This is a genomic window from Serratia sp. Z4, from assembly GCF_009900725.1.
Classification (GTDB): domain Bacteria; phylum Pseudomonadota; class Gammaproteobacteria; order Enterobacterales; family Enterobacteriaceae; genus Serratia; species Serratia nematodiphila.
Genome location: NZ_JAAABD010000009.1, coordinates 63,539 through 85,056, shown reverse-complemented (window position 1 = coordinate 85,056; position 21,518 = coordinate 63,539). Strand labels below are relative to the sequence as shown.

Sequence of the window (21,518 nt, the reverse complement as noted above, 5' to 3'; positions counted from 1 at the left end):
AAAGAGCATCATGAGCGAAATTATTTACGGCATCCACGCCGTCAAAGCCCTGTTAGAGCGCGACCCGCAACGCTTCCTGGAAGTGTTTATCCTGAAAGGCCGCGAAGATCGCCGCCTGCAACCGCTGATCGCCGAGCTGGAAGCGACCGGCATCGTGATCCAGGTGGCGAACCGCCAATGGCTGGATGACAAGGTTGAAGGCGCGGTGCACCAGGGGATCATCGCCCGGGTGCGCGAAGGGCGTCAGTATCAGGAGAACGATCTGCCAGGCCTGCTGGAAAGCGTGGAGACGCCGTTCCTGCTGGTGCTGGATGGCGTGACCGACCCGCACAACCTCGGTGCCTGCCTGCGCAGCGCCGACGCGGCCGGCGTGCACGCGGTGATCGTGCCGCGCGACCGTTCCGCCCAGCTGAACGCCACCGCCAAGAAAGTGGCCTGCGGCGCGGCTGAAAACGTGCCGCTGATCCGCGTGACCAACCTGGCGCGCACGCTGCGTCTGTTGCAGGAAATGAATGTCTGGGTGGTGGGCACCGCCGGCGAAGCCGACCATACGCTGTATCAGAGCAAAATGACCGGCCCGATGGCGCTGGTGATGGGCGCGGAAGGCGAAGGTATGCGCCGCCTGACCCGCGAACACTGCGACGAGCTGATCAGCATCCCGATGGCCGGTACCGTCTCTTCGCTGAACGTGTCGGTCGCCACCGGCATCTGCCTGTTCGAAGCGGTGCGTCAGCGCGGCTGATTCTCCTGACGGGGGCGCAGTGCCCCCGTTAATTCCCCCTCTTGTGATCCCGCCTGCGGCAGAAATCCCTGCGCCGACCATACTTACTCCTGACGCTTTTTTCAGGGAGCACTCTCATGGTCTGGACTACGCACACCGTTTTTAACCAACCCAAGCCGCTGGGTAACAGCAACCTGTTTCTCTCCGATACGCCGCTGCGCGAAGCGCTGCAGCGCGAGCAAGGTGGTTGGGACGCCGAGGTATTGGCTTCGCTGGGCCAGCAGCTCGGCACGCAGGAGTCGCTGGAGCTGGGGCGGCTGGCCAACGCCAACCCGCCGGAGCTGCTGCGCTACGACGCCACCGGCCAGCGACTGGACGACGTCCGCTTTCACCCGGCCTGGCATATCCTGATGCAGGGGCTGATCGCCAACCGGGTGCACAACCTGCCCTGGCAGGAGGATGCGCGCATCGGTTCCTTCGTGGCGCGCGCCGCGCGCTTTATGCTGCATGCGCAGGTCGAGGCCGGCACGCTGTGCCCGGTGACCATGACCTTCGGCGCCACGCCGCTGTTGCTGCAGGCGTTACCGGCGGAATTCCGTTCCTGGCTGACGCCGTTGCTGTCGGATCGTTATGATGCTCACCTGCTGCCTGGCGGGCAAAAGCGCGGCCTGCTGATCGGCATGGGCATGACGGAGAAGCAGGGCGGCTCCGATGTCTTGAGCAATACCACCACCGCCGTGCCGCTCGGCGCGCGTGGGCCGGGCGAAGCCTACCGGCTGGTGGGGCACAAGTGGTTCTTCTCGGTGCCGCAGAGCGATGCGCACCTGGTGCTGGCGCAGGCCGAAGGCGGGCTGTCCTGCTTCTTCCTGCCGCGCATTTTGCCGGACGGCAGCCGCAACGCCATTCGCCTGGAACGGCTGAAAGACAAGCTGGGCAACCGCTCCAACGCCAGCAGCGAGGTGGAGTTTCAGGACGCCGCGGCCTGGCTGCTGGGCGATGAGGGCGACGGCGTGCGGCATATCCTGAAAATGGGTGGCCTGACCCGTTTCGACTGCTCGCTGGGCAGCCACGGTCTGATGCGCCGCGGGTTGTCGGTGGCGTTGTATCATGCGCTGCAGCGGCAGGCATTTGGTAAGCTGTTGATCGAACAACCGCTAATGCGCCAGGTTCTGGCGCGCATGGCGCTGCGGCTGGAAGGGCATACCGCGTTGCTGTTCCGGCTGGCTCGCGCCTGGGAAAGTCGCAGCAATGAGGGCGAGCTGATCTACAGCCGCCTGCTGACGCCGGCGGCCAAATACAGCATCTGCCGCCAGGGCATGCCGTTCATCGCCGAGGCGATGGAGGTGCTGGGCGGCATCGGCTACTGCGAAGAGAGCGAGCTGCCGCGCCTGTACCGTGAAATGCCGGTGAACAGCATCTGGGAGGGCTCCGGCAACATCATGTGTCTGGACGTGTTGCGCAGTCTGCATAAACTGCCGGGCGCGCTCGAGATGTTGCAGTTCGAGCTGCAGCCGGTGCGCGGCCAGAATCGGTTGTTCGATCACGCCTGGCGGCAGTGGCAGCAGCGCGCCCGGCAACCGCGTGAAGAGATGGGGCGGCTGCTGACCCAGCAGCTGTTCGACCTGTGCTGCGCCGCGCAGCTGCTGCAGCATGCCAGCCCGCAGATCGCCGACGCCTGGTGCCACCTGACGCTGGATCATCGCGGCGAGAGCCTGCTGTCGGCCGAGGTGTGCGAACTGCTGCTGAACCGCGCCATCGGCGGTTAGGGAAAAGGGTGGCGCGCGGCGGCGAAAACCTTTTTAATTCAGCCTCACTCTGACAGGAAAATGCACATGGATATTCTCAGCGCGTTGGCGGCGTTCGCCTCTTACTTCTTCAGCGGTTTCGCCATGATTTTGGTGTTTCTGTTCGTCTATACCCGCATCACCCCGCACGACGAATGGGCGTTGATCAAGGCCGATAATCAATCCGCCGCCTTTGCTTTTATCGGCGCTTGCCTGGGGTATGTGATCCCGCTGGCCAGCGCGGCGATCAACTCGATCAGCCTGCTGGATTACCTGCTGTGGGGCGTAGTGGCGCTGGTGGTGCAACTGCTGCTGTTCGCGGCCGTGAAGATCTACATGCCGCGCATCAGCGAAAAGATCGAAGCGAATCACCTGGCCGCCGGGATTTTCCTGGGGGGCGTCTCCGTTAGCGGCGGCGTGTTGAATGCGGCGTGCATGAGCTACTAAAGGTATAAGATGGCCGAGGCGCGCCAGCCAAGCGGGTGCGCCTGCTCTTCCATCCGCAGGATGCGGTAATAACTGGCGCCGTGTCGGTCGGCGGTGCGGGCGATGGCCAGTTCCGCTTCCTGCGGCGAGCCGGGCAGATTGCTGAAGGTGATCTCGGCGATTTCACTGAGCGGCGTCACGCGATCGGCGGGCGCCAGCTCGGCGGACTGTGCGCCGGTGCTGAGCAACCCCATGGAAAGCAAGAGGGAGGTGAGTGCGGTGGAGCGTTTCATGGCGTTCCCCTTCGTCAGATCCTGAATCGCACCCGCAACATGCGGCATGCTGTCCCTCAGTGTGCAACACCCTGCTTCAGCCTGTGCAAAGCCAGTGTAAATCTGCTTAAAAAATCCCCGCCTTAGCGATACAGGATCGCCTGGGAATACCATTGGCCCGGCACGACGGTTTCGCTGTTCATGATGATCACATAATAACGGGCGCCGGCGGCGGTGGCCTTGCGCTGGATCTCCGCTTCCACGTCCATCGGGCTGCCGCGTACCACGGCGGTGACGGTGCCGATTTTCACCAGCTCGGCGGTCTGCGCGCGGACGATCTCCTGCGCCTGTGCGGTGGGCGGCGGCGGCGGTTTCGGCGTGGTGGTCATGATGCCGCAGGCGGCAAGCTGTGCGGCCAGCGTCAGGGCGATAAGTGTGCGGACAAACGTCATGGGAACCTCGAAAGAGCCGGTGCGATGGCTTCAGTGTAACGCAATATAAGCTGGAACAGATTGAGCTAACGCTGGCTGGCGCAAGTTTGTCATGATGAATGCCAACAGGTGAGTTGAGGATGAACGGATGATCGAAATTCATGACGAGCGGGCGGGCGATATTGCGGTGATCCATGCGGTGCCGGCGGGGCAGTATCATCGGCCGCTGCCGACGGTGTTCTTCTGCCATGGTTATACCTCGTCGAAAGAGGTGTACGCCTACTTCGCCTATGCGCTGGCGCGCGCCGGTTTTCGGGCGGTGCTGCCGGATGCCGATCGGCACGGCGAGCGGTTCGACGGCGATGAGACGCGGCGCCTGGCGGCGTTCTGGGAGATCCTGCGCAGCAATATCGACGAGCTGCCGCAGATCAAGGCACATTTTGAGCGGCTTGGCCTGATTGCCGACGGACGCATCGGCGTTGCCGGCGCCTCAATGGGCGGCATGACCGCGCTTGGCGCCTTCGCGCGCTTCCCGTGGATCCGGGCGGCCGCCAGTCTGATGGGCTCCGGCTATTACCGTTCACTGGCGCAAACGCTGTATCCGCCGTTGGGCGAAGAGGGCGAGGTGCTCTCGCCGGCGGCGTTTGCCGCGCGCACCGCCGTGCTGGCGGAATATGAGCTGGAAGGGCGTTTGGAGACGATAGCCGGGCGGCCGTTGTTGCTGTGGCACGGCGAGACGGACGACGTGGTGCCTGCGGCGGACAGCCTGCGTTTGGCGGCCGAACTGCGGCGGCAAGGCGCGGATGGCCGTTTGACGTCGCTCGTCGAGCCGGGGGTGAAGCACCGCATCACGCCGTTGGCGTTGTCCGCCACGGCCGACTTTTTCCGCCGCGAGCTGTGATGCGCCGCCGGGCACGATGCATGGAATTGCAGCGCTCTGTGCCTGCTGTTTCGGCCATCGTTTGGCCGAATGAAGGGGAGAATGTCAGCGTGAATTCTTTCTGGGGCAGCAAGGAGCAGGGCATGATAAAGGGTATCAGCAAGACGGCCGACGCCGATCGCAGTTTGATGGGAACGATGAAAGCGCGCGCCGAGCTTAACTCAGCGGCCTTCAGCGAGATGCTGGAGGCAGCCGACGGCAAGGTGCATCCGCTGTCGCGCATTACCGCGCAGACGGTGCAAAACATGACGGCACTGTTCTCTTTCGCGCCGAAAGCGGCGGCCACTCACACTGCGGCGCCGGGAGCGCTCTCGTTCGAACAGCGGGCGACCCTGGCGGAAAGTGCCGATCTGCTGCAAATGCGCACCCACTATCTGCGGATGGCGTTGCAGTTGCACAATCCGGGCAAGGCGCTCAACGCGCCGGCGTTGCTCAAGCTCTGATTGGCGGGGGAAGCGGAGCGCCCAACGGGCGGCGCTCCGGTGCGGACTGAACGGGCTTTCTGATGAAGCCCTGGGATTTCCCTGGCGTGGCGCGTCTCTTTAGCGGTACAGCTCGGCGCTGACGTGCATCGTGCTGTTGTCGCCCGGTTCGTGCAGGGCGATGATGCGATAAGAGCTTGCGCCGCGTTGGTCGGCGATTTTACTGACCTGGCTGCTGGCGTCGTCCGGCGAAACCACATTCTGGTTCAGGGTGACGAAGCCGACGCTTTGGCGTTGATCGGCCTGGTGCGAGGTGATCTCCGTCGCGGCCATCACATTGGCGGAGAACAGGGCGGCCAGCGCCGTCGCGAGAATAATGCGTTTCATAGTGCCTCTCTTACTTTTTGCCGTTACGGCCTGACAGCGAGTGTCGCTGCGGCAAAAAGTCATTTATCTGCATTGAATAACCTGGGATCTTTTTCGTCGCGCTGTCTGCGGCGGATATGGTTAATTTTAGTCCGTTGCCGGCGATTAAAAAGCGGGGTGTTTTGAAGGCATCCTTCAAAAAAAGTGAAATAGATTTGTGACTCAACGCTGATTTCATTGAAAGATTTTTGAACTGATGGATCGGCGTACATAGGTTCACTCACGAGCAAATCGTGCTATTTCCCATAGCGCCTCGCATTAACGCGAATAAAACCCACGCAGTCCTTGAGTTTCCCGCCCTGCGTCAGTATGATTACGCGTCATTTTTCAGCCGCACACTAAACACGTTCCTTGCTTCCATGGGCCGCGGTTGACCCTGACAGGAGGCTGAATAATCCGTAAGGAGCAATTCGATGCGTCATTACGAAATCGTTTTTATGGTCCATCCTGACCAAAGCGAACAGGTTCCGGGCATGATCGAGCGTTACAGTGCTACCATCACTAACGCGCAAGGTCAGATTCACCGTCTGGAAGACTGGGGCCGCCGTCAGCTGGCTTATCCGATCAACAAACTGCACAAAGCTCACTACGTTCTGCTGAACGTTGAAGCGCCGCAGGAAGCGATCGATGAGCTGGAAACTAACTTCCGCTTCAACGACGCCGTTATCCGCAGCATGGTTATGCGCGTTAAGCACGCGGTAACCGAAGCATCTCCGATGGTTAAAGCGAAAGACGAACGTCGTGGCGATCGCCGCGAAGATTTCGCTAACGAAACCGCAGATGATGCAGATGCTGGGGATTCTGAAGAGTAATTGCCGCCGTGACGGCTAATCGTCTGGTTTTGTCGGGCACTGTGTGCAAGGCGCCGGTTCGAAAAGTGAGTCCTTCCGGGATACCGCACTGCCAATTTGTGCTAGATCACCGTTCGCAGCAGACGGAAGCCGGATTCAGCAGACAAGCATGGTGCCGAATGCCCGTGGTTGTCAGCGGACAACAGTCACAAGCACTAACTCAAAGATTAACGGTCGGCAGTCAGATTACCGTGCAAGGCTTTGTAAGCTGCCATCAAGGGCGCAACGGGCTGAGCAAATTGGTTCTGCATGCCGAGCAGATTGAATTGATAGATTCTGGAGACTAGCCAAATGGCACGTTATTTCCGTCGTCGCAAGTTCTGCCGTTTCACCGCGGAAGGCGTTCAAGAGATTGACTATAAAGACATCGCTACGCTGAAAAACTACATCACCGAAAGTGGTAAAATTGTACCGAGCCGTATCACCGGTACTCGTGCAAAATATCAGCGCCAGCTGGCCCGTGCTATCAAGCGCGCGCGCTACCTGTCTTTGTTGCCGTACACTGATCGTCATCAGTAATCGGCCACTGTCCATTAACGACTTTGAGAGGATAAGGTAATGCAAGTTATTCTGCTTGATAAAGTAGCAAACCTGGGCAGCCTGGGTGATCAAGTTAACGTTAAAGCGGGCTACGCTCGTAACTTCTTGGTACCACAGGGCAAAGCTGTTCCTGCTACCAAGAAAAACGTTGAGTTCTTCGAAGCACGCCGTGCTGAACTGGAAGCCAAACTGGCTGACGTTCTGGCTGCTGCTGAAGCTCGCGCAACCAAGATCAACGAACTGGGTTCAGTCACCATCGCTTCCAAATCTGGCGACGAAGGTAAACTGTTCGGCTCTATCGGCACCCGCGACATCGCTGACGCAGTGACTGCGGCAGGCGTTGAAGTTGCCAAGAGCGAAGTTCGTCTGCCGAACGGCGTTCTGCGTACCACTGGCGAGCACGAAGTGCACTTCCAGGTACACAGCGACGTGTTCGCACAGCTGAATGTAGTTGTGGTTGCAGAAGCGTAATTTACGCTGCTGTTAACCGGTTAAAACGCCAGCCTCGCGCTGGCGTTTTGCTTTTCTGCGCCCGGCAAAACGCGCTACGCTTGAAGACGGGATGAAAAGGAGAGCGTGCGATGGCAACGATTACGCTACAGCGGGTTTACGATTTCAGCGCGCCGGCGCCGGAACACTGTTATCTGATAGACCGGCTATGGCCGCGCGGCATCAGCAAAGAGCGGTTGACGGGCGTGCAGTGGTTGAAACAGGTGGCGCCGGATGACGAGCTGCGCAAGTGGTTCCATCAGCATACCGACCAGTGGGAAGCCTTTGAGACGCGCTATCGCCAACAGCTGGCGGCCAACGACGCCTGGCAGCCGCTGGTGGCGCTGTTACGGCAGGGGCAAACGCTGACGTTGCTGTATGGCAGCAAAGATACCGAGCACAATCAGGGCGTGGTGCTGCGCGAGTTTCTGCTGGCGCAGCTGTAGAGATTAGCGTTCCCGGCGGTAGCTGCCGTCGGCCTGGCGGCGGAACAGCGCCTGGCTGTTGTCTGCCGTGGTGACCGACAGCGCGCTAATCACACCGTTGGCATCGCGTTCGATGCGCACTTCCTGGCCGGCTTTCATGTTGCTCAGCGGCTTGTCGCCGCCTTCCACCTGTGCCATGGCGAACACTTCATTCACCGGCAGATTGTTGTCGCGAAACAGTTGGGCCAGGGTCTGGCCGGGCTGGATCTGATAACGCTGCCAGTTGCCTGCCGGCGTCGGTTCGTTGGCAGGCGTGGCGGCGCTACCGCCGTTTTGCAGCTCGGCCTGCAGCGGCACGCTGGTTTCCTGCTGAGAGACCGGGAACGGCTGTCTTTCGGGCGAGTAGGGCCATAGCAACGCCAGCAGCAGAATGATGCCGAAGATCAGCACCCAGCGGCGATGAAAGTAGGGCAGCGGTTCCATCCAATGGAAACCGTCCGGCAGATGCCAGACTTTAATCAGCAGCGCTTTGACCCGCTGCATTTTGTCGTTGGCCGACGGCGGCTCCGATGGCGGTTCCGCGCCTTCAGCCGTGGGTGCGGCGCCTGGTTTCAGGCGCTGGCTGATGTTCAGCCAGGTGCGCAGCAGCGGCTGGTAGATGCGGGTGGTTTTCCTTCTCCTGGGCGCGATTCTGCCCATGGTGACCTCTCTTCGACGGCGTAATAATCAGTGCGGCGCGGCAAACGCGTCGCCTGCCCGATATCCTGCTTTCAGTATAGTCCGCTAACTGATTGAAGTGAAAGGCGGCTGAGCGGCAGAGCCGGGGTTTGCGGCTGCGGGCGTTAACAGAAGGTTATTGTTTCTTTTTCTACGACAAAAGTCATCATTCTCCACACAAGATTTTACCCGGCATTGACGCGCTGTTATGCTGCGCTTTCGACTTTTTACAGACTTAAGGAAAACCCCATGACAACCCCTTCTTTTGACAGCGTTGAAGCGCAAGCAAGTTACGGGATTGGTTTACAGGTCGGCCAGCAGCTGCAAGAGTCCGGGCTGGAAGGTTTGCAACCGGAAGCTTTGCTGGCGGGTTTGCGTGACGCGCTGGAAGGGAATGCCCCGGCGGTTCCGGTAGACGTGGTGCACCGTGCGCTGCGTGAAATCCACGAGCGTGCGGACGCGGTGCGCCGCGAGCGCCAGCAGGCGATGGCGGTTGAAGGCCAGAAATTCCTGGACGACAACGCCAAGCGCGATGACGTGACGCTGACCGAGTCTGGCCTGCAGTTCTCCGTACTGGAGCAGGGCAACGGCCCAATTCCGTCCCGTCAGGATCGCGTGCGCGTGCACTACACCGGCCGTCTGATCAACGGCGACGTGTTCGACAGCTCGGTTGAACGCGGCCAGCCGGCAGAATTCCCGGTCAGCGGCGTGATCCCAGGCTGGATCGAAGCGCTGACCCTGATGCCGGTCGGCTCCAAATGGCAGCTGTATATCCCGCACAACCTGGCCTACGGCGAGCGTGGCGCAGGCGCGTCCATCCCGCCGTTCAGCGCGCTGGTGTTCGACGTCGAGCTGCTGGAAATCCTGTAATCCCACCGAGGATTGTTCTGGGCGCCTTCGTGGCGCCCTTATTTTATGCGCCGCGCAGACGGGCGATGAATGGCCGGGCGCGCCGGCCATAAACCGTGTTACTTACCGCTTAAATCGATGCGATAAACCGCGAAGCCGATGCTGTCGCTGCCTGCGGCGCTCATCGGATATTGGGCGTGCTCTTTGATAAACCTTGTCGCTTTGTCCGAAGGCGAGGTCTCGAAGCGGATATCCAGCGGCTGCTGGCTGCTGAAGTTCGCCAAACGCCAGTTGTTGTCCGCCTGCGGGCGCACCGCGCCATGCCGCTGGGTTTCGGCGCTGATGTAGGCCGCCAGCACCGAGCGGTTTTCATCCGGCGAAGCGAAGGCGATATGTTGGTCGCCGGTGCCGGCAAATTTGCCGCCGTAGGCGCGGTAGTTGTTGGTGGCGACCAGGAAGGTGGCGTTCGGATCGATCGGCTTGCCGTTGAAGGTCAACTGCTTGATACGCTCCGCCTTGTCGTTGATCAGTTGGCATTCGCCGTCGTAGCGCGCCGGCTGACTGACGTCGATCTGGTAGTTGACGCCGTCGATCACGTCGAAGTTATAGGTACGGAAGCCGTCCCAGTTGATCAAGCCCTGCGGCTTGGCGCTGTTGACGTCGATCTGGTTGAACTGACCGGCGGAGCACTCCAGCCACTCTTTCACCTCTTTGCCGCTCGCCTTCACCACCACCAGCGTATTGGGGTAGAGATAGAGATCGGCGGCGTTGCGGAAGGTGAGCTGGCCTTTTTCCACTTCGACGAAGCTGGCGGGATCGTTCTTGCGGCCGCCGACCTTGAACGGGGCCGCCGCCGACAGCACCGGCAGATCGGCCAGGTCCGGGTCGCCCTGGATGTAATGTTCGACGTAGGCTTTCTGCGCATTGTTGACGATCTGCACCGTCGGGTCGTCCTGCACCAGCGCCAGGTAGCTGTACATGTTGCCGTCGGATTTACCGATCGGCTGGCTGACGAACTCGCGCGTGCCCTTGTGATCGTCCGCCAACACTTTCACCAGCGCGGCGTCTTCCGCCGCCAGCGATTTCTTGTTCTCTTTGTCGTAGATCGGCCGTGCTTCCGCGTTGGCGGCGGTCACTTTCCAGCTGCCGCCATCGTTGTTGAGCTGCAGGTCGACCACGCCGAGATGATCGCCCCATTGGCCCGGCATCACCGCCGGCACGCCGTTCAGCAGGCCTTTGTCGATATCCGCGCCTTTGATGTTGGCAAAGTCCTTGCTCGGGAACACCGCATGGGCGTGGCCGAACATGATGGCGTCGATGCCCGGCACCTGGCTGAGGTAATAGACCGAGTTTTCCGCCATCGCCTTGTAAGGCTCGCTGGACAGCCCGGAATGAGGGATCGCCACCACCAGATCGGCGCCCTCTTTACGCATCTGCGGCACGTAGCGCTTGGCGGTGGCGGTGATGTCGTCCACCGTCACTTTGCCCTGCAGGTTGGCCTTGTCCCACACCAGGATCTGCGGCGGCACGAAGCCGATGTAGCCGATGCGCAGCGTATGCGCCTTGCCGTCGCGATCTTTCACCGGCGTATCGACGATGATGTACGGCGTGAACAGCGGTTTTTGCGTTTTGGCGTCGATGACGTTGGCGTTGATATACGGGAATTTGGCGCCCGCGATAGCGTTCTTCAGGTAGTCCAGCCCATAGTTGAACTCATGGTTGCCGATGTTGCCGACGACGTAGTCCAGCGTGTTCATCGCCTTATAGACCGGGTGCACGTCGCCCGGTTTCAGCCCCTTGGCCGCCATGTAGTCGCCGAGCGGGCTGCCCTGAATGATGTCGCCGTTGTCCACCAACACCGCGTTGGCGGCCTGCTGGCGCGCCTGTTGGATCAGGCTGGCGGTGCGCACCAGGCCGAACTTGTCGGTCGGTGTGTCCTTGTAGTAATCGAAGTCCATCATGTTGCTGTGCAGATCGGTGGTTTCCAGCACGCTCAGATCGACGGTGGCCGCTTGCGCGGAGGCGCACACCAGCAGCGCAAGCGCGGACAGCGTCAGTGGATGCTTCATCATTTGGGATTCTCTCCATTCCATTATTCGAGTGTTATCGCAGAGGGAAATGTAATTAACATTGCTTGCCACAGTAAACTGTGAAGTGTGGCAGAAAATGGCGGCGGGTAACGCGGGGAAGTTCACAGTTGTGCCCAACAAGAAATGAGGAATTCCCGAGGCTTAGGCGGTTGAGATGGATATTCGGCGTAAAAAAAACTAGTCTGCTAGCAGAGACAGGGGGAAATTTCCCACGGAGATGCGGAGTTGAGGTGCATGATGTTAGAGCGAATTTGCCAACTGTCCCGCGAGGCGGGGGCGGCGATCATGGCGGTGTACGATGGTGAACAACCGCTTGATGTCGCACAGAAAAAAGATGATTCACCGGTGACGGCGGCCGATCTGGCGGCACACCATATCATCAAGCGCGGCCTGGCGGCGCTGACGCCGGAGGTGCCGCTGCTGTCGGAAGAGGATCCGCCGGCGTGGGAAGAGCGGCGCGGCTGGACGCGCTACTGGCTGGTCGATCCGTTGGACGGCACCAAAGAGTTTTTACATCGCAATGGCGAGTTCACGGTCAATATCGCCCTGATTGAAGATGGGCAGGCGGTGATGGGGGTGGTGTATGCCCCGGCGATCGACGTGTTGTATCTGGCGGAGCGCGGTAAGGCCTGGAAAGAAGAGAAGGGCGTGCGGCAGGCGATCGGCGTCAGCAACGCGCATCCGCCGCTGGTGGTGGTGAGCCGCTCGCATATCGATGACGAACTGAAAGATTATTTGCAGCAGTTGGGCGAGCACCAGACCGTGTCAGTCGGTTCCTCGCTGAAGTTCTGTCTGGTGGCGGAAGGCAAGGCGCAGCTCTATCCGCGCTTCGGGCCGACCAACATTTGGGATACCGCCGCAGGGCATGCGGTGGCGGTGGCCGCCGGGGCGCAAATTCACGATTGGCAGGGTAAGCCATTGCTCTATACCCCGCGTGAATCTTTCCTCAACCCCGGCTTCCGGGTGTCGCTGTTCTGAGTTAGTTCGCCAACAGCTGGTGCAGCTTGGACATCACCTGCTGCACCTCTTCCGGCGTCAGCGCGCCGTCTTTGGCGAACTGGATGCGCCCTTGCTTATCCAGCACCACGATGGCGGAGCCTTTCGGCTGCAGATCCCAGGCTTTGCGCACGTTGCCGTCGCTGTCGACGATAAACTGCGACCATGGGAACTCCTTCTTGCTGTCTTCAATGCTGCTGCGCACGAACATCGCGGTGCCCATCAGGGCATCGTCGGTGTTGACGATTGTCGTCGTTTGGTAACGATCGTGTGGTAGCTTCGCCTTCTTGATCGCTTCAATCAGTGGGTCGTTCATGTCTTTGGCGGAGCTGCGGCCGGCAATATGTTGTATCACTCGCACTTTTCCACTGAGCTGCGCGCTGTTCCAGTTCTGGTAGCTAAAATTACCGTCAGCGTAATTGAGCTCTCCTTTGTCGCTGACGCCGACCGGCGCCACGCGCTGCTGGAGCTGGAAGTTGTGCGCGGAAGCGAAAAGCGGGGCGAGCAGCAGGGATACCATCAGCATGCGACTTGTTTTCATGCTTTCTCCTTGTAATGGGGGGAATTTGTGCGACAGCACTTCGACAGCCTAAAGCATAGGATGTGATAAGAGGTCTGTCCTGTTAACCGGATCGCAGATTTTCCCTTGGTTCGCTAATCATCAGATTTTGAAGGGATATCCTGAAAACGTTATAAATTATCATATACAATTCTGTCAAAAAGTGTAAATCCAGCGTAGATATCCGGGCAGAAGTGAACGTTCTGGTCTTTACTGGGTCTACTACATGCAATCAAGTTGCGTTCTGAATTTCGAGGCTGCCACCTTTGGCGGCTCGCTGAGCGCATGGATCAACGGGAGGAGCGTAAAAGAATGAGAATCTTCCAGCGTTATAACCCTTTGAAAGTGGCAAAGTACGTTAAGACCCTGTTTCGCGGAAGGCTGTATATCAAGGACGTGGGCGCATTTGAATTCGACGAGGGGAAAATCCTGCCGCCGAAGATTCGCGACAAGCGCCATTTCAGCGTGATGTCTGAAGTGAACCGTCAGGTGCTGCTGTTGCAGACCGAGATGGGGTGAGCACCTCGCTGACAGCGGTAAAAAAATGCGGCCCCGATGGGGCCGCTGATGTTTTTGTCCTTCGCGCCGTCAGGCCGCAGGCGTGTCGTCCGGCGCTTTCGGCAGCACCGCCGCCGGCTTGTCGCTCAGCCGGGTGACCAGCAGCTGGTCTATCTTGTAGCTGTCGATATCCACCACTTCGAACTTGTAGCCGGCGTATTTGACGAAGTCGGTGCGTTTCGGGATCTTGCGCAGCATATACATCATAAAGCCGCCGATGGTCTCGTAGTTGCCCGCCTGCGGGAACTCGTCGATGTCCAGCACGCGCATCACGTCGTCGATCGGCGTGCCGCCTTCAATCAGCCATGAACTTTCGTCGCGCGCCACGATCTGCTCTTCCTGGCCCTGGCCGACCAGATCGCCCATCAGCGTGGTCATCACGTCGTTAAGGGTGATGATGCCCACCACCAACGCATATTCATTGAGGATCACCGCGAAGTCTTCGCCGGCGGTTTTGAAGCTTTCCAGCGCTTCGGACAGCGTCAGCGTGTCCGGCACGATCAGCGCCGAGCGGATCTGCACGCCGCTGCTCAGCACCAGGCTTTGGTTGCCCAGCACGCGGTTCAGCAGGTCTTTGGAATCGACGTAGCCGACCACCTGATCGATATGGCCGTCGCACACCAGGAACTTGGAGTGCGGGTGAGTCGAGACTTTCTCCTTGATGCTCTCTTCGCTTTCGCGCAGATCGAAGTACACCACGCTTTCGCGCGAGGTCATCGAAGACGGCACGGTGCGCGATTCCAGTTCGAACACGTTTTCAATCAGCTCGTGCTCCTGTTTGCGCAGTACGCCCGCCAGGGCGCCGGCTTCCACCACCGCATAGATGTCATCGGAGGTGATGTCGTCTTTACGCACCATCGGCAGCTTGAACATACGGAAGATCAGGTTGGCCATGCCGTTGAAGAACCACACCAGCGGGCGGAAGATCATGATGGAGAAACGCATCGGGTTGATGATCCGGACGGCGACCGTCTCTGGTGCAATCATACCGATGCGCTTCGGGGTCAAATCGGCGAACAGGATAAACAGGCTGGTCACCAGCACGAAAGAGCAGATGAAGCTGACCTGTTCCGCCAATTCGGGCGACAGGAAACGATCGAACAACACCTTGAAAGTGGGCGAGAAAGCCGCGTCGCCGACGATACCGCCGAGGATGGCCACGGCGTTCAGGCCGATCTGCACCACGGTGAAAAAGATGCCAGGGGTTTCTTGCAGCTTGAGCACTCTGGCGGCGTTGACGTTACCTTCGTCAGCCATCAGCTTCAGTTTGATCTTGCGCGAGGCGGCCAGAGAGATTTCCGACAGTGAGAAGAACGCACTCACCGCGATCAGAAAAAGAATCAGTAAAATACTGTTTAACATAATCTATCCATACGTGCCGACGGGATGCCGGCGCTCTTGAGGAAGGGTAGTACATAGTAAAAAAAGCAGCGATAACAACCAGAAGGGAAGCTATCGGGCCGCAGAAGCGGCCCGCATAGTATAGCAGTTGCCCCACAGGGGCCGCCAGCGGTTAAAAAAGTGCCGCCGGCCGGCATCAAATCAGCCCTGCGGCGGCAGGCAAACGCCGATGCCGCCCAGCCCGCAGTAGCCTTCCGGGTTCTTGTACAGGTACTGTTGGTGATCGTCTTCCGCGTAATAGAACGGCAGAGCCGGTGCGATCTCGGTGGTGATGGCGCGCTTATCGCCCGCCGCATCCATCGCCTGCTGGAAGCGTTGCAGGCTGCTTTCCGCCTCGGCCTGCTGCTCTGGGCTCAGCGTATAAATCGCCGAGCGGTACTGCGTGCCGACGTCGCCGCCCTGGCGCATGCCCTGCGCCGGATCGTGATTTTCCCAGAACAGCTGCAGCAGCTGTTTGTAGCTGACGACGTGCGGATCGAACACCACGCGCACCACTTCGGCGTGGCCGGTCTGGCCGCTGCACACTTCGCGGTAGGTCGGGTTCGGCGTGTAGCCGCCGCTGTAGCCGGCGGCGGTGCTGTAGACGCCCGGCTGTTGCCAGAACAGGCGCTCAACGCCCCAGAAACAGCCCATGGCGAAAACTGCCACCTCCATGCCGGCCGGCACCTGAGTCATCGAGTGTTCGGTGACGACGTTGAGCGTTGCGACAGGCATTGGCGTGGTGCGGCCAGGCAGCGCGCTTGCCTTATCGACGGTTTGTGATTTATCAAAAAATGGCACCACGGTTGACTCCTGTTGTCACAGTAAGAATTGACCCTACATGGCGGCGGTTCGGTTGTATCTCACCGCGTCTTTGCCCACAATAAGCGGCAAGTTGGATTTTGTATAAGCTTAACGCAGTATTTTGAGCGCCAAAAGTGAAGAATTCGCCTGTTGCGCGGCGGTGGCAAAGCGCGGCGGGCGGCGTCCGGAAGAAGGTTGAAGAGGGCTGCCGTCATGATAGCGCGGAGTCTGCCCTGGCCCCGGAGCGAACACCATAACAGGACAGTAAAATCAATAAGGAGAACACGTGCCAAAGTACCCGGTCATGTGCTTGATATCTGTGTTGCTTGCGGCACCTGCAGCCTATGCGGCGAACGTGCGGCTGCAGGTGGAGGGGTTAAGCGGAGAGTTGGAAAAAAACGTCCGGGTGCGGCTGTCGTCGATCACGCCTGAAGAGGTCGGCACCGACGGCCGCTTCCGCGCACGGGTGGACGAGGCGGTGCGCCAGGGGCTGCGCGCGCTCGGCTATTACCAGCCGACTATCGAGTTTACGCTGGACGATCGGCCGGGGATGTCGCGCCCGGTGCTGCATGCCAAGGTCAATCCGGGCGAACCGGTGCGCATCGCCGGCGCCAACATCGTGCTGGAAGGCGGCGCGAAGACCGATGAGGACTACCTGGCGCTGGTAAAGAAGGATCGGCCGACCATCGGTGAGATCCTCAACCACGGCAAGTATGACAGTTTCAAAGGCTCGCTGACCGGCCTGGCGCTGCGCAAAGGCTACTTCGACGCCGACATGACCAAAAGCCAGCTCGGCGTGGCCGAAGATCTGCACAAGGCGTTTTGGGATATCGATTTCAACAGCGGCGAACGTTACCGCTTCGGCAAGGTGAAATTCACCGGTTCGCAAATCCGCGAAGACTATCTGCAAAATCTGGTGCCCTTTCATCAGGGGGATTACTACAGTTCGGAGGATTTGGCCGAGCTGAACCGCCGTTTGTCCGCCACCAACTGGTTCAACTCGGTGGTGGTGTCCCCTGATTTCAACGATGCCAAAGAGAACAAGATTTTGCCGTTGGACGCGCTGGTGACGCCGCGCACGCGCAACACCGTCGAAACCGGTATCGGTTATTCCACCGACGTCGGCCCGCGGGTGAAAGGCACCTGGAAAAAGCCCTGGCTCAACGATCGCGGGCATAGCCTGGAAACCAGCGCCAGCGTGTCGGCGCCGGAGCAGCAGCTGGATCTGACTTACAAGATCCCGCTGCTCAAGAACCCGCTGGAGCAGTATTACCTGCTGCAGGGCGGGCTCAAGAACGTCGATCTTAACGACACCAAATCCGTGACCTCCAAAGTGGTGGCCTCGCGCAACTGGGATCTCTCCAGCGGCTGGCAGCGGGCGATCAACCTGACCTGGCGCTGGGATAACTTTACCCAGGGCAACGTCAGCAACACCACCATGCTGCTGTACCCCGGCGTCAGCTTCAACCGCACCCGTTCGCGCGGCGGGCTGATGCCGACCTGGGGCGACAGCCAACGCTATTCCATCGACGTGTCCGACACTTCCTGGGGCTCCGGCGTGGACTTCGCGCTGATGCAGGCGCAGAACGTCTGGATCCGCACCCTGGCCGACAAGCATCGCTTTGTAGCGCGCGGGCAGGTGGGCTGGATCGAAACCAACGACTTCGACAAGGTGCCGCCGGATCTGCGCTTCTTCGCCGGCGGTGACCGCAGCATTCGTGGCTACAAGTACAAAGACATTTCGCCGCGCGGCGACGACGGCAAGCTGACCGGCGCCTCCAAGATGCTGACCGGCTCGCTGGAGTATCAATACAACGTGACCGGCAAATGGTGGGGGGCGATGTTCGTCGATTCCGGTGAAGCGGTGAACGATATCAAGCAGAGCAACTTCAAGACCGGCGCCGGCGTAGGCGTGCGCTGGCAGTCGCCGGTGGGGCCGGTGAAGCTGGATATCGCCGCGCCCGTGGGGGACAAGGACACCCACGGGATGCAGTTCTACATCGGTTTGGGGCCTGAACTATGAGCCTGGTTAAAAAGATTTGCCTCGGATTTCTGGTCATTCTGCTGCTGCTGATCGGCGGACTGGCCTTTCTGGTGGGGACCACCACCGGTTTGCATATGGTCATCAACGGCGCGGCGCGCTGGGTGCCGGGGCTGGAGATCGCCGGCGTCAGCGGCGGCTGGCGCGATCTGACGCTGAAGGGCGTGAAGTATCAGATGCCGGGCGTGACGGTCAACGCCGGGCAGTTCCATCTCTCCCTCGATCTCTCCTGCTTTAAACGCAGCTCGCTGTGCGTCAACGCTTTGACCGCTCAGGACGTGGACGTGGCGGTGAACACCAAAGAGATGGCGCCCTCCGCGCCGGTGGAGGAGAGCAGTGAACCGACCACCAATCTCAGCACCCCTTATCCGATCACCCTGCGCCTGTTGGCGCTGAATAACGTCAAGGTCACCGTCGACGACACCGCCATTTCTCTGGCCGAGTTCCGCACCGGCGCGCAGTGGCAAGAGCGCGCGCTGACGCTGATGCCAACCAAGATCGGCTCGTTGCTGATCGCCTTGCCGAAAACGCCGCAAAATCCGTTGCCGGAAGCGGTGCAACCGGCGGTCGAGGTGGCGAAAAAGGTCGGTGAGCAGGTTACCGACGCGGCGAAACCGGCGCCGCAGCCGGAGGAGAAGCCGCTCGGCGAAACGCTGAAGGAACTGTTCGCCAAACCGCTGTTGCCGGATCTGCCGGACATCCGCCTGCCGCTGGATATCACCGTGAAAGAGATCAGCGGCGAACAGCTGCGCTTGACCGGCGATACTGACGTGCTGATCACGAGCCTGTTGCTGCAGGCCAGCACGCAGGATCAGCATATCCAGCTGGACAACTTCGACGTGAAGTCGCCGCAGGGCACGCTGTCGGTGCAGGGGCAGGCGACCCTGACCGGCGACTGGCCGGTGGCGCTGACCGCCAACAGCGCGTTGAATATCGACCCGTTGAAGGGCGAGAAGGTGAAGCTGAACATCGACGGCGGGTTGCGTGATGAGCTGAAGGTGGCGCTGAATCTGTCCGGCCCGGTCGGCGCCCAGCTCGATGTGCAAACCCGGCTGGCCGAAGCGGGCCTGCCGCTGGCGCTGACGCTGCAGAGCAAGCAGCTGAAATGGCCGCTGAGCGGCGAGGCGCAGTATCAGGTCAACGATTTCCGCCTGCGCTTTAACGGCAAGGCGACCGACTATGCGCTGTCGACGCGCGCCAATCTGAAAGGCCAGGATCTGCCGCCGGCGGTGCTGACGCTGGACGGCAAAGGCAACGTCGAGCAGTTCAGGCTGGAGCGCCTGCGCCTGGCGGCGCTGCAGGGCAATACCGATCTCACCGCGCTGGTGGACTGGAGCAAGGCCATCAGCTGGACCTCGCAATTGACGCTGAGCGGCATCAATACCGCCAAGCAGTGGCCGGAATGGCCGGCGAAACTCGACGGCAAGATCACCACGCGCGGCAGCCTGCACGGCGGCAGCTGGCAGCTGCAGGTGCCGGTGCTGCAGCTGGACGGCAACGTGAAGCAGAACAAGGTCACGGCGCGCGGCACGCTGAGCGGCAACGCCGCCGGGCAGTGGAAAATCCCCGGCATCGATCTGACGCTGGGGCGCAACCAGCTGAATGTCAAAGGACAGCTGGACGAGAAGAACTGGAACCTGGACGCCAACATCGACGCGCCGCGTCTGGACGGCGCGCTGCCGGGCCTCGGCGGCACCGCCAAAGGGCTGCTGAAGCTGCGCGGCAATCTGCAGGCGCCTCAGCTGCTGGCGGATTTGACCGCCTCCGGCTTGCAGTGGCAGGCGCTGCGCATCAACCGCGTGAAGATCGACGGCGACGTGCGCTCCACGGATCAGATCCAGGGGCAGCTGGCGGTACGCGTCGAGCAGCTGAAGCAGGACGCGCTGGAGGTCAGCCTGCTGACCCTCGACGCCAAAGGCAGCGAGAAGCAGCATCAGCTGCAGTTGAAGATCGACGGCAAACCGGTCTCCGGCCAGCTGGCGCTGCAGGGCAGCTTCGATCGTCAGCAGCAGCGCTGGCGCGGCAATCTGAACAATACCCGCTTCGATACGCCGGTGGGGGAGTGGCGCCTGACGCGCGCCATCGCGCTGGACTACCTGAACACCGCGCAGAAGATCAGCGTCGGGCCGCACTGCTGGCAGAACCCGAACGCCGAGCTGTGCGTGCCGAAGACCATCGAAGCCGGCCAGAGCGGCCAGGCCAGCGTGGTGCTCAACCGCTTCGATCTGGCGATGATCAAGCCGTTCCTCGGCCCGGAGACCGCCCTGAGCGGCGTGTTCACCGGCCGGGCCGACGTCAGCTGGAAACCGGGCGGCGCGCTGCCAGAGGCGAAGGTCACGTTGGCCGGCAACGGCGTCAAGGTGGTGCAGCAGGTGCAGGGCAACGCGCTACCGATCGCCTTCGATACGCTGACCCTCAACGCCGGCCTGAACAACGGCCGCGCGCAGGCCGACTGGCGGATCAAACTGACCAACAACGGCCAGTTCGACGGCAATATCCAGGTGGCGGATCCGCAGGTGCGGCGCACCATCAGCGGCAATGTCAATATCACCAACATCTCGCTGGCGCTGATCAACCCGGCGCTGATGAAGGGCGAAAGCGCGGCGGGCATGCTGAACGCCAACCTGCGCCTGGGCGGCAGCGCGCAGAAGCCGCTGGTGTTCGGCCGTCTGGCGTTGGATCGGGCGAAGGTGCAAGGACACTGGATGCCGTTCGATATGACCGACGCGCGGCTGGCGGTGAATTTCAACGGCATGACCTCGACGCTGGAAGGGCTGCTCAGCACCACGCGCGGCCAGCTGAATCTGGCGGGCGATGCCGACTGGCGTGACATCAATGCCTGGCGTGCGCGCATTGCCGCCAAGGGCGACAAGCTGCGGGTGACGGTACCGCCGATGATCCGCATCGACGTGTCGCCGGATCTGGTGTTCGAAGCCACGCCGCAGCTGTTCTCGCTCAACGGCAAGGTCGATATTCCCTGGGCGCGCATCACGGTGCAGGAACTGCCGGAAAGCGCGGTGGGCGTCTCTTCCGACGAGGTGATGCTGGACGATCAGCTGAAGCCGATTCAACCGAAGACCGCCTCGATCCCGATCAACAGCAATCTGATGATCCACGTCGGCAACGACGTGCGGCTGGACGCCTTCGGCCTGAAAGCCCGCCTGAAGGGCGATTTGAAAGTGGTGCAGGACAAGAAAGGGCTGGGCCTCAATGGCCAGATTGACATCCCTTCCGGTCGCTTCCATGCTTATGGTCAGGATTTGATCGTGCGTAAAGGGCAGCTGATGTTCTCTGGCCCGCCGGATCAGCCGCTGCTCAATATCGAGGCGATCCGCAACCCGGAATCCACCGAGGACGACGTGACCGCCGGCGTGCGCGTGACCGGCCTGGCGGATGCGCCGAAGCTGGAAGTGTTCTCCGATCCGGCCAAATCGCAACAGGAAGCCCTGTCTTATCTGCTGCGCGGTCAGGGCTTAAGCAGTTCCGGCGCCGACGGCAACGCCATGACGTCGATGTTAATCGGCATGGGGGTTGCACAAAGTGGTCAACTTGTGGGTAAAATCGGCGAGGCATTCGGCGTGAGTAATTTGGCTCTGGACACTCAAGGGGTTGGCGACAATTCCCAGGTTGTCGTGAGCGGCTATGTCCTCCCAGGCTTACAAGTAAAATATGGGGTGGGCATTTTCGACTCGCTGGCCACGCTGACGTTGCGTTATCGCCTGATGCCTAAGTTGTATCTTGAAGCGGTGTCTGGTCTCGACCAGGCATTAGATTTGCTCTATCAGTTTGAGTTTTAG

23 protein-coding genes are annotated in these 21,518 nt (G+C 60.5%); 15 read left to right on the top strand and 8 right to left on the bottom strand.

The genetic code is table 11. From position 1 onward, the window contains the following. Nucleotides 1–10: 10 nt before the first annotated feature. The 3 genes from rlmB to GT753_RS22700 all read left to right on the top strand — a co-directional run bounded on the left by rlmB (nucleotide 11) and on the right by GT753_RS22700 (nucleotide 2,952). The gene (gene rlmB / locus GT753_RS22710; protein WP_004933653.1) at nucleotides 11–742 is read left to right on the top strand and encodes a 23S rRNA (guanosine(2251)-2'-O)-methyltransferase RlmB; all 732 of its coding nucleotides are present in this window, start codon (nucleotides 11–13) and stop codon (nucleotides 740–742) included. A 116-nt stretch (nucleotides 743–858) separates the two neighbouring features. After that, on the top strand, nucleotides 859–2,487 hold the full coding sequence (locus tag GT753_RS22705; RefSeq protein ID WP_160125978.1) for an isovaleryl-CoA dehydrogenase: 1,629 nt from the start codon (nucleotides 859–861) through the stop codon (nucleotides 2,485–2,487). A gap of 66 nt (nucleotides 2,488–2,553) precedes the next feature. Next, nucleotides 2,554–2,952, top strand: coding sequence for a DUF350 domain-containing protein (locus GT753_RS22700; protein WP_016929354.1), 399 nt, complete (start codon nucleotides 2,554–2,556; stop codon nucleotides 2,950–2,952). Here GT753_RS22700 and GT753_RS22695 read toward each other — a convergent pair. Further along, nucleotides 2,949–3,224: a DUF1471 domain-containing protein gene (locus GT753_RS22695; protein ID WP_031300149.1), complete on the bottom strand. Its 276-nt coding sequence runs from the start codon at nucleotides 3,222–3,224 to the stop codon at nucleotides 2,949–2,951. The genes GT753_RS22700 and GT753_RS22695 overlap by 4 nt on opposite strands. A gap of 122 nt (nucleotides 3,225–3,346) precedes the next feature. Then, nucleotides 3,347–3,655 carry a biofilm peroxide resistance protein BsmA gene (bsmA, locus tag GT753_RS22690; RefSeq protein ID WP_160125977.1) on the bottom strand — a complete coding sequence of 103 codons (309 nt, stop codon included), beginning with the start codon at nucleotides 3,653–3,655 and terminating at the stop codon, nucleotides 3,347–3,349. Between the two features lie 127 nt (nucleotides 3,656–3,782). On the opposite strand from bsmA, the gene yjfP reads away from it, so the two are divergent. After that, entirely contained in the window at nucleotides 3,783–4,535 is a 753-nt protein-coding gene (gene yjfP, locus GT753_RS22685; RefSeq protein ID WP_015376396.1) for an esterase, read from the top strand. Nucleotides 4,536–4,657: 122 nt separating this feature from the next. Further along, nucleotides 4,658–5,017: a hypothetical protein gene (locus GT753_RS22680; RefSeq protein ID WP_174242173.1), complete on the top strand. Its 360-nt coding sequence runs from the start codon at nucleotides 4,658–4,660 to the stop codon at nucleotides 5,015–5,017. 99 nt (nucleotides 5,018–5,116) lie between these two features. Here GT753_RS22680 and GT753_RS22675 read toward each other — a convergent pair whose 3' ends face one another. Next, nucleotides 5,117–5,383 carry a DUF1471 domain-containing protein gene (locus GT753_RS22675; protein WP_004933636.1) on the bottom strand — a complete coding sequence of 89 codons (267 nt, stop codon included), beginning with the start codon at nucleotides 5,381–5,383 and terminating at the stop codon, nucleotides 5,117–5,119. Between the two features lie 452 nt (nucleotides 5,384–5,835). Here GT753_RS22675 and rpsF point away from each other — a divergent pair, with 452 nt between their 5' ends. The 5 genes from rpsF to GT753_RS22650 all read left to right on the top strand — a co-directional run bounded on the left by rpsF (nucleotide 5,836) and on the right by GT753_RS22650 (nucleotide 7,748). Beyond that, complete coding sequence (gene rpsF / locus GT753_RS22670; protein ID WP_004933634.1) at nucleotides 5,836–6,234, top strand: 30S ribosomal protein S6; 399 nt, start codon at nucleotides 5,836–5,838, stop codon at nucleotides 6,232–6,234. A gap of 8 nt (nucleotides 6,235–6,242) precedes the next feature. Continuing rightward, on the top strand, nucleotides 6,243–6,560 hold the full coding sequence (gene priB / locus GT753_RS22665) for a primosomal replication protein N (protein WP_160125975.1): 318 nt from the start codon (nucleotides 6,243–6,245) through the stop codon (nucleotides 6,558–6,560). 4 nt (nucleotides 6,561–6,564) lie between these two features. Next, the gene (gene rpsR / locus GT753_RS22660) at nucleotides 6,565–6,792 is read left to right on the top strand and encodes a 30S ribosomal protein S18 (protein WP_000135199.1); all 228 of its coding nucleotides are present in this window, start codon (nucleotides 6,565–6,567) and stop codon (nucleotides 6,790–6,792) included. Between the two features lie 39 nt (nucleotides 6,793–6,831). Further along, nucleotides 6,832–7,284, top strand: coding sequence for a 50S ribosomal protein L9 (gene rplI / locus GT753_RS22655; RefSeq protein WP_004933629.1), 453 nt, complete (start codon nucleotides 6,832–6,834; stop codon nucleotides 7,282–7,284). 110 nt (nucleotides 7,285–7,394) lie between these two features. Further along, a complete protein-coding gene (locus GT753_RS22650; protein ID WP_015376398.1) occupies nucleotides 7,395–7,748 on the top strand; it encodes a DUF488 domain-containing protein in 354 nt (117 codons plus the stop codon). A gap of 3 nt (nucleotides 7,749–7,751) precedes the next feature. Here the strand turns inward: GT753_RS22650 and GT753_RS22645 are convergent, their stop codons facing one another. After that, entirely contained in the window at nucleotides 7,752–8,426 is a 675-nt protein-coding gene (locus GT753_RS22645) for an OapA family protein (RefSeq protein WP_016929348.1), read from the bottom strand. A 267-nt stretch (nucleotides 8,427–8,693) separates the two neighbouring features. On the opposite strand from GT753_RS22645, the gene fklB reads away from it, so the two are divergent. Then, nucleotides 8,694–9,314, top strand: coding sequence for an FKBP-type peptidyl-prolyl cis-trans isomerase (gene fklB / locus GT753_RS22640; protein WP_004933618.1), 621 nt, complete (start codon nucleotides 8,694–8,696; stop codon nucleotides 9,312–9,314). 98 nt (nucleotides 9,315–9,412) lie between these two features. On the opposite strand, the gene GT753_RS22635 is transcribed toward fklB, so the two are convergent. Beyond that, the gene (locus GT753_RS22635) at nucleotides 9,413–11,365 is read right to left on the bottom strand and encodes a bifunctional 2',3'-cyclic-nucleotide 2'-phosphodiesterase/3'-nucleotidase (RefSeq protein ID WP_160125974.1); all 1,953 of its coding nucleotides are present in this window, start codon (nucleotides 11,363–11,365) and stop codon (nucleotides 9,413–9,415) included. A 255-nt stretch (nucleotides 11,366–11,620) separates the two neighbouring features. Here GT753_RS22635 and cysQ point away from each other — a divergent pair, with 255 nt between their 5' ends. Beyond that, nucleotides 11,621–12,361, top strand: coding sequence for a 3'(2'),5'-bisphosphate nucleotidase CysQ (cysQ, locus tag GT753_RS22630; RefSeq protein WP_031300142.1), 741 nt, complete (start codon nucleotides 11,621–11,623; stop codon nucleotides 12,359–12,361). A gap of 1 nt (nucleotide 12,362) precedes the next feature. Here the strand turns inward: cysQ and GT753_RS22625 are convergent, their stop codons facing one another. Next, nucleotides 12,363–12,920, bottom strand: coding sequence for a YtfJ family protein (locus GT753_RS22625; RefSeq protein ID WP_025159587.1), 558 nt, complete (start codon nucleotides 12,918–12,920; stop codon nucleotides 12,363–12,365). Between the two features lie 330 nt (nucleotides 12,921–13,250). Between GT753_RS22625 and GT753_RS22620 the strand changes: the two genes are divergently transcribed. After that, nucleotides 13,251–13,457: a DUF1107 domain-containing protein gene (locus GT753_RS22620; RefSeq protein ID WP_004933604.1), complete on the top strand. Its 207-nt coding sequence runs from the start codon at nucleotides 13,251–13,253 to the stop codon at nucleotides 13,455–13,457. A gap of 69 nt (nucleotides 13,458–13,526) precedes the next feature. Here the strand turns inward: GT753_RS22620 and GT753_RS22615 are convergent, their stop codons facing one another. Next, the gene (locus tag GT753_RS22615; RefSeq protein ID WP_004933603.1) at nucleotides 13,527–14,858 is read right to left on the bottom strand and encodes a hemolysin family protein; all 1,332 of its coding nucleotides are present in this window, start codon (nucleotides 14,856–14,858) and stop codon (nucleotides 13,527–13,529) included. Nucleotides 14,859–15,038: 180 nt separating this feature from the next. After that, nucleotides 15,039–15,680, bottom strand: coding sequence for a peptide-methionine (S)-S-oxide reductase MsrA (gene msrA, locus GT753_RS22610; RefSeq protein WP_174242172.1), 642 nt, complete (start codon nucleotides 15,678–15,680; stop codon nucleotides 15,039–15,041). Nucleotides 15,681–15,984: 304 nt separating this feature from the next. Between msrA and GT753_RS22605 the strand changes: the two genes are divergently transcribed. Both GT753_RS22605 and GT753_RS22600 read left to right on the top strand, forming a co-directional pair. After that, nucleotides 15,985–17,703, top strand: coding sequence for an autotransporter assembly complex family protein (locus GT753_RS22605; protein ID WP_170310347.1), 1,719 nt, complete (start codon nucleotides 15,985–15,987; stop codon nucleotides 17,701–17,703). Next, nucleotides 17,700–21,518, top strand: a complete 3,819-nt coding sequence (locus GT753_RS22600; protein WP_160125973.1) for a translocation/assembly module TamB domain-containing protein — start codon at nucleotides 17,700–17,702, stop codon at nucleotides 21,516–21,518. Before GT753_RS22605 ends, GT753_RS22600 begins: the two co-directional genes overlap by 4 nt.

What these genes read in the sequence shown, in the direction of transcription:
- rlmB (WP_004933653.1), top strand. Translation starts at nt 11, where the DNA reads ATGAGCGAAATTATTTACGGCATCCACGCCGTCAAAGCCCTGTTAGAG.
- GT753_RS22705 (WP_160125978.1), top strand. Translation starts at nt 859, where the DNA reads ATGGTCTGGACTACGCACACCGTTTTTAACCAACCCAAGCCGCTGGGT.
- GT753_RS22700 (WP_016929354.1), top strand. Translation starts at nt 2,554, where the DNA reads ATGGATATTCTCAGCGCGTTGGCGGCGTTCGCCTCTTACTTCTTCAGC.
- GT753_RS22695 (WP_031300149.1), bottom strand. Translation starts at nt 3,224, where the DNA reads ATGAAACGCTCCACCGCACTCACCTCCCTCTTGCTTTCCATGGGGTTG.
- bsmA (WP_160125977.1), bottom strand. Translation starts at nt 3,655, where the DNA reads ATGACGTTTGTCCGCACACTTATCGCCCTGACGCTGGCCGCACAGCTT.
- yjfP (WP_015376396.1), top strand. Translation starts at nt 3,783, where the DNA reads ATGATCGAAATTCATGACGAGCGGGCGGGCGATATTGCGGTGATCCAT.
- GT753_RS22680 (WP_174242173.1), top strand. Translation starts at nt 4,658, where the DNA reads ATGATAAAGGGTATCAGCAAGACGGCCGACGCCGATCGCAGTTTGATG.
- GT753_RS22675 (WP_004933636.1), bottom strand. Translation starts at nt 5,383, where the DNA reads ATGAAACGCATTATTCTCGCGACGGCGCTGGCCGCCCTGTTCTCCGCC.
- rpsF (WP_004933634.1), top strand. Translation starts at nt 5,836, where the DNA reads ATGCGTCATTACGAAATCGTTTTTATGGTCCATCCTGACCAAAGCGAA.
- rpsR (WP_000135199.1), top strand. Translation starts at nt 6,565, where the DNA reads ATGGCACGTTATTTCCGTCGTCGCAAGTTCTGCCGTTTCACCGCGGAA.
- rplI (WP_004933629.1), top strand. Translation starts at nt 6,832, where the DNA reads ATGCAAGTTATTCTGCTTGATAAAGTAGCAAACCTGGGCAGCCTGGGT.
- GT753_RS22650 (WP_015376398.1), top strand. Translation starts at nt 7,395, where the DNA reads ATGGCAACGATTACGCTACAGCGGGTTTACGATTTCAGCGCGCCGGCG.
- GT753_RS22645 (WP_016929348.1), bottom strand. Translation starts at nt 8,426, where the DNA reads ATGGGCAGAATCGCGCCCAGGAGAAGGAAAACCACCCGCATCTACCAG.
- fklB (WP_004933618.1), top strand. Translation starts at nt 8,694, where the DNA reads ATGACAACCCCTTCTTTTGACAGCGTTGAAGCGCAAGCAAGTTACGGG.
- GT753_RS22635 (WP_160125974.1), bottom strand. Translation starts at nt 11,365, where the DNA reads ATGATGAAGCATCCACTGACGCTGTCCGCGCTTGCGCTGCTGGTGTGC.
- cysQ (WP_031300142.1), top strand. Translation starts at nt 11,621, where the DNA reads ATGTTAGAGCGAATTTGCCAACTGTCCCGCGAGGCGGGGGCGGCGATC.
- GT753_RS22625 (WP_025159587.1), bottom strand. Translation starts at nt 12,920, where the DNA reads ATGAAAACAAGTCGCATGCTGATGGTATCCCTGCTGCTCGCCCCGCTT.
- GT753_RS22620 (WP_004933604.1), top strand. Translation starts at nt 13,251, where the DNA reads ATGAGAATCTTCCAGCGTTATAACCCTTTGAAAGTGGCAAAGTACGTT.
- GT753_RS22615 (WP_004933603.1), bottom strand. Translation starts at nt 14,858, where the DNA reads ATGTTAAACAGTATTTTACTGATTCTTTTTCTGATCGCGGTGAGTGCG.
- GT753_RS22605 (WP_170310347.1), top strand. Translation starts at nt 15,985, where the DNA reads ATGTGCTTGATATCTGTGTTGCTTGCGGCACCTGCAGCCTATGCGGCG.
- GT753_RS22600 (WP_160125973.1), top strand. Translation starts at nt 17,700, where the DNA reads ATGAGCCTGGTTAAAAAGATTTGCCTCGGATTTCTGGTCATTCTGCTG.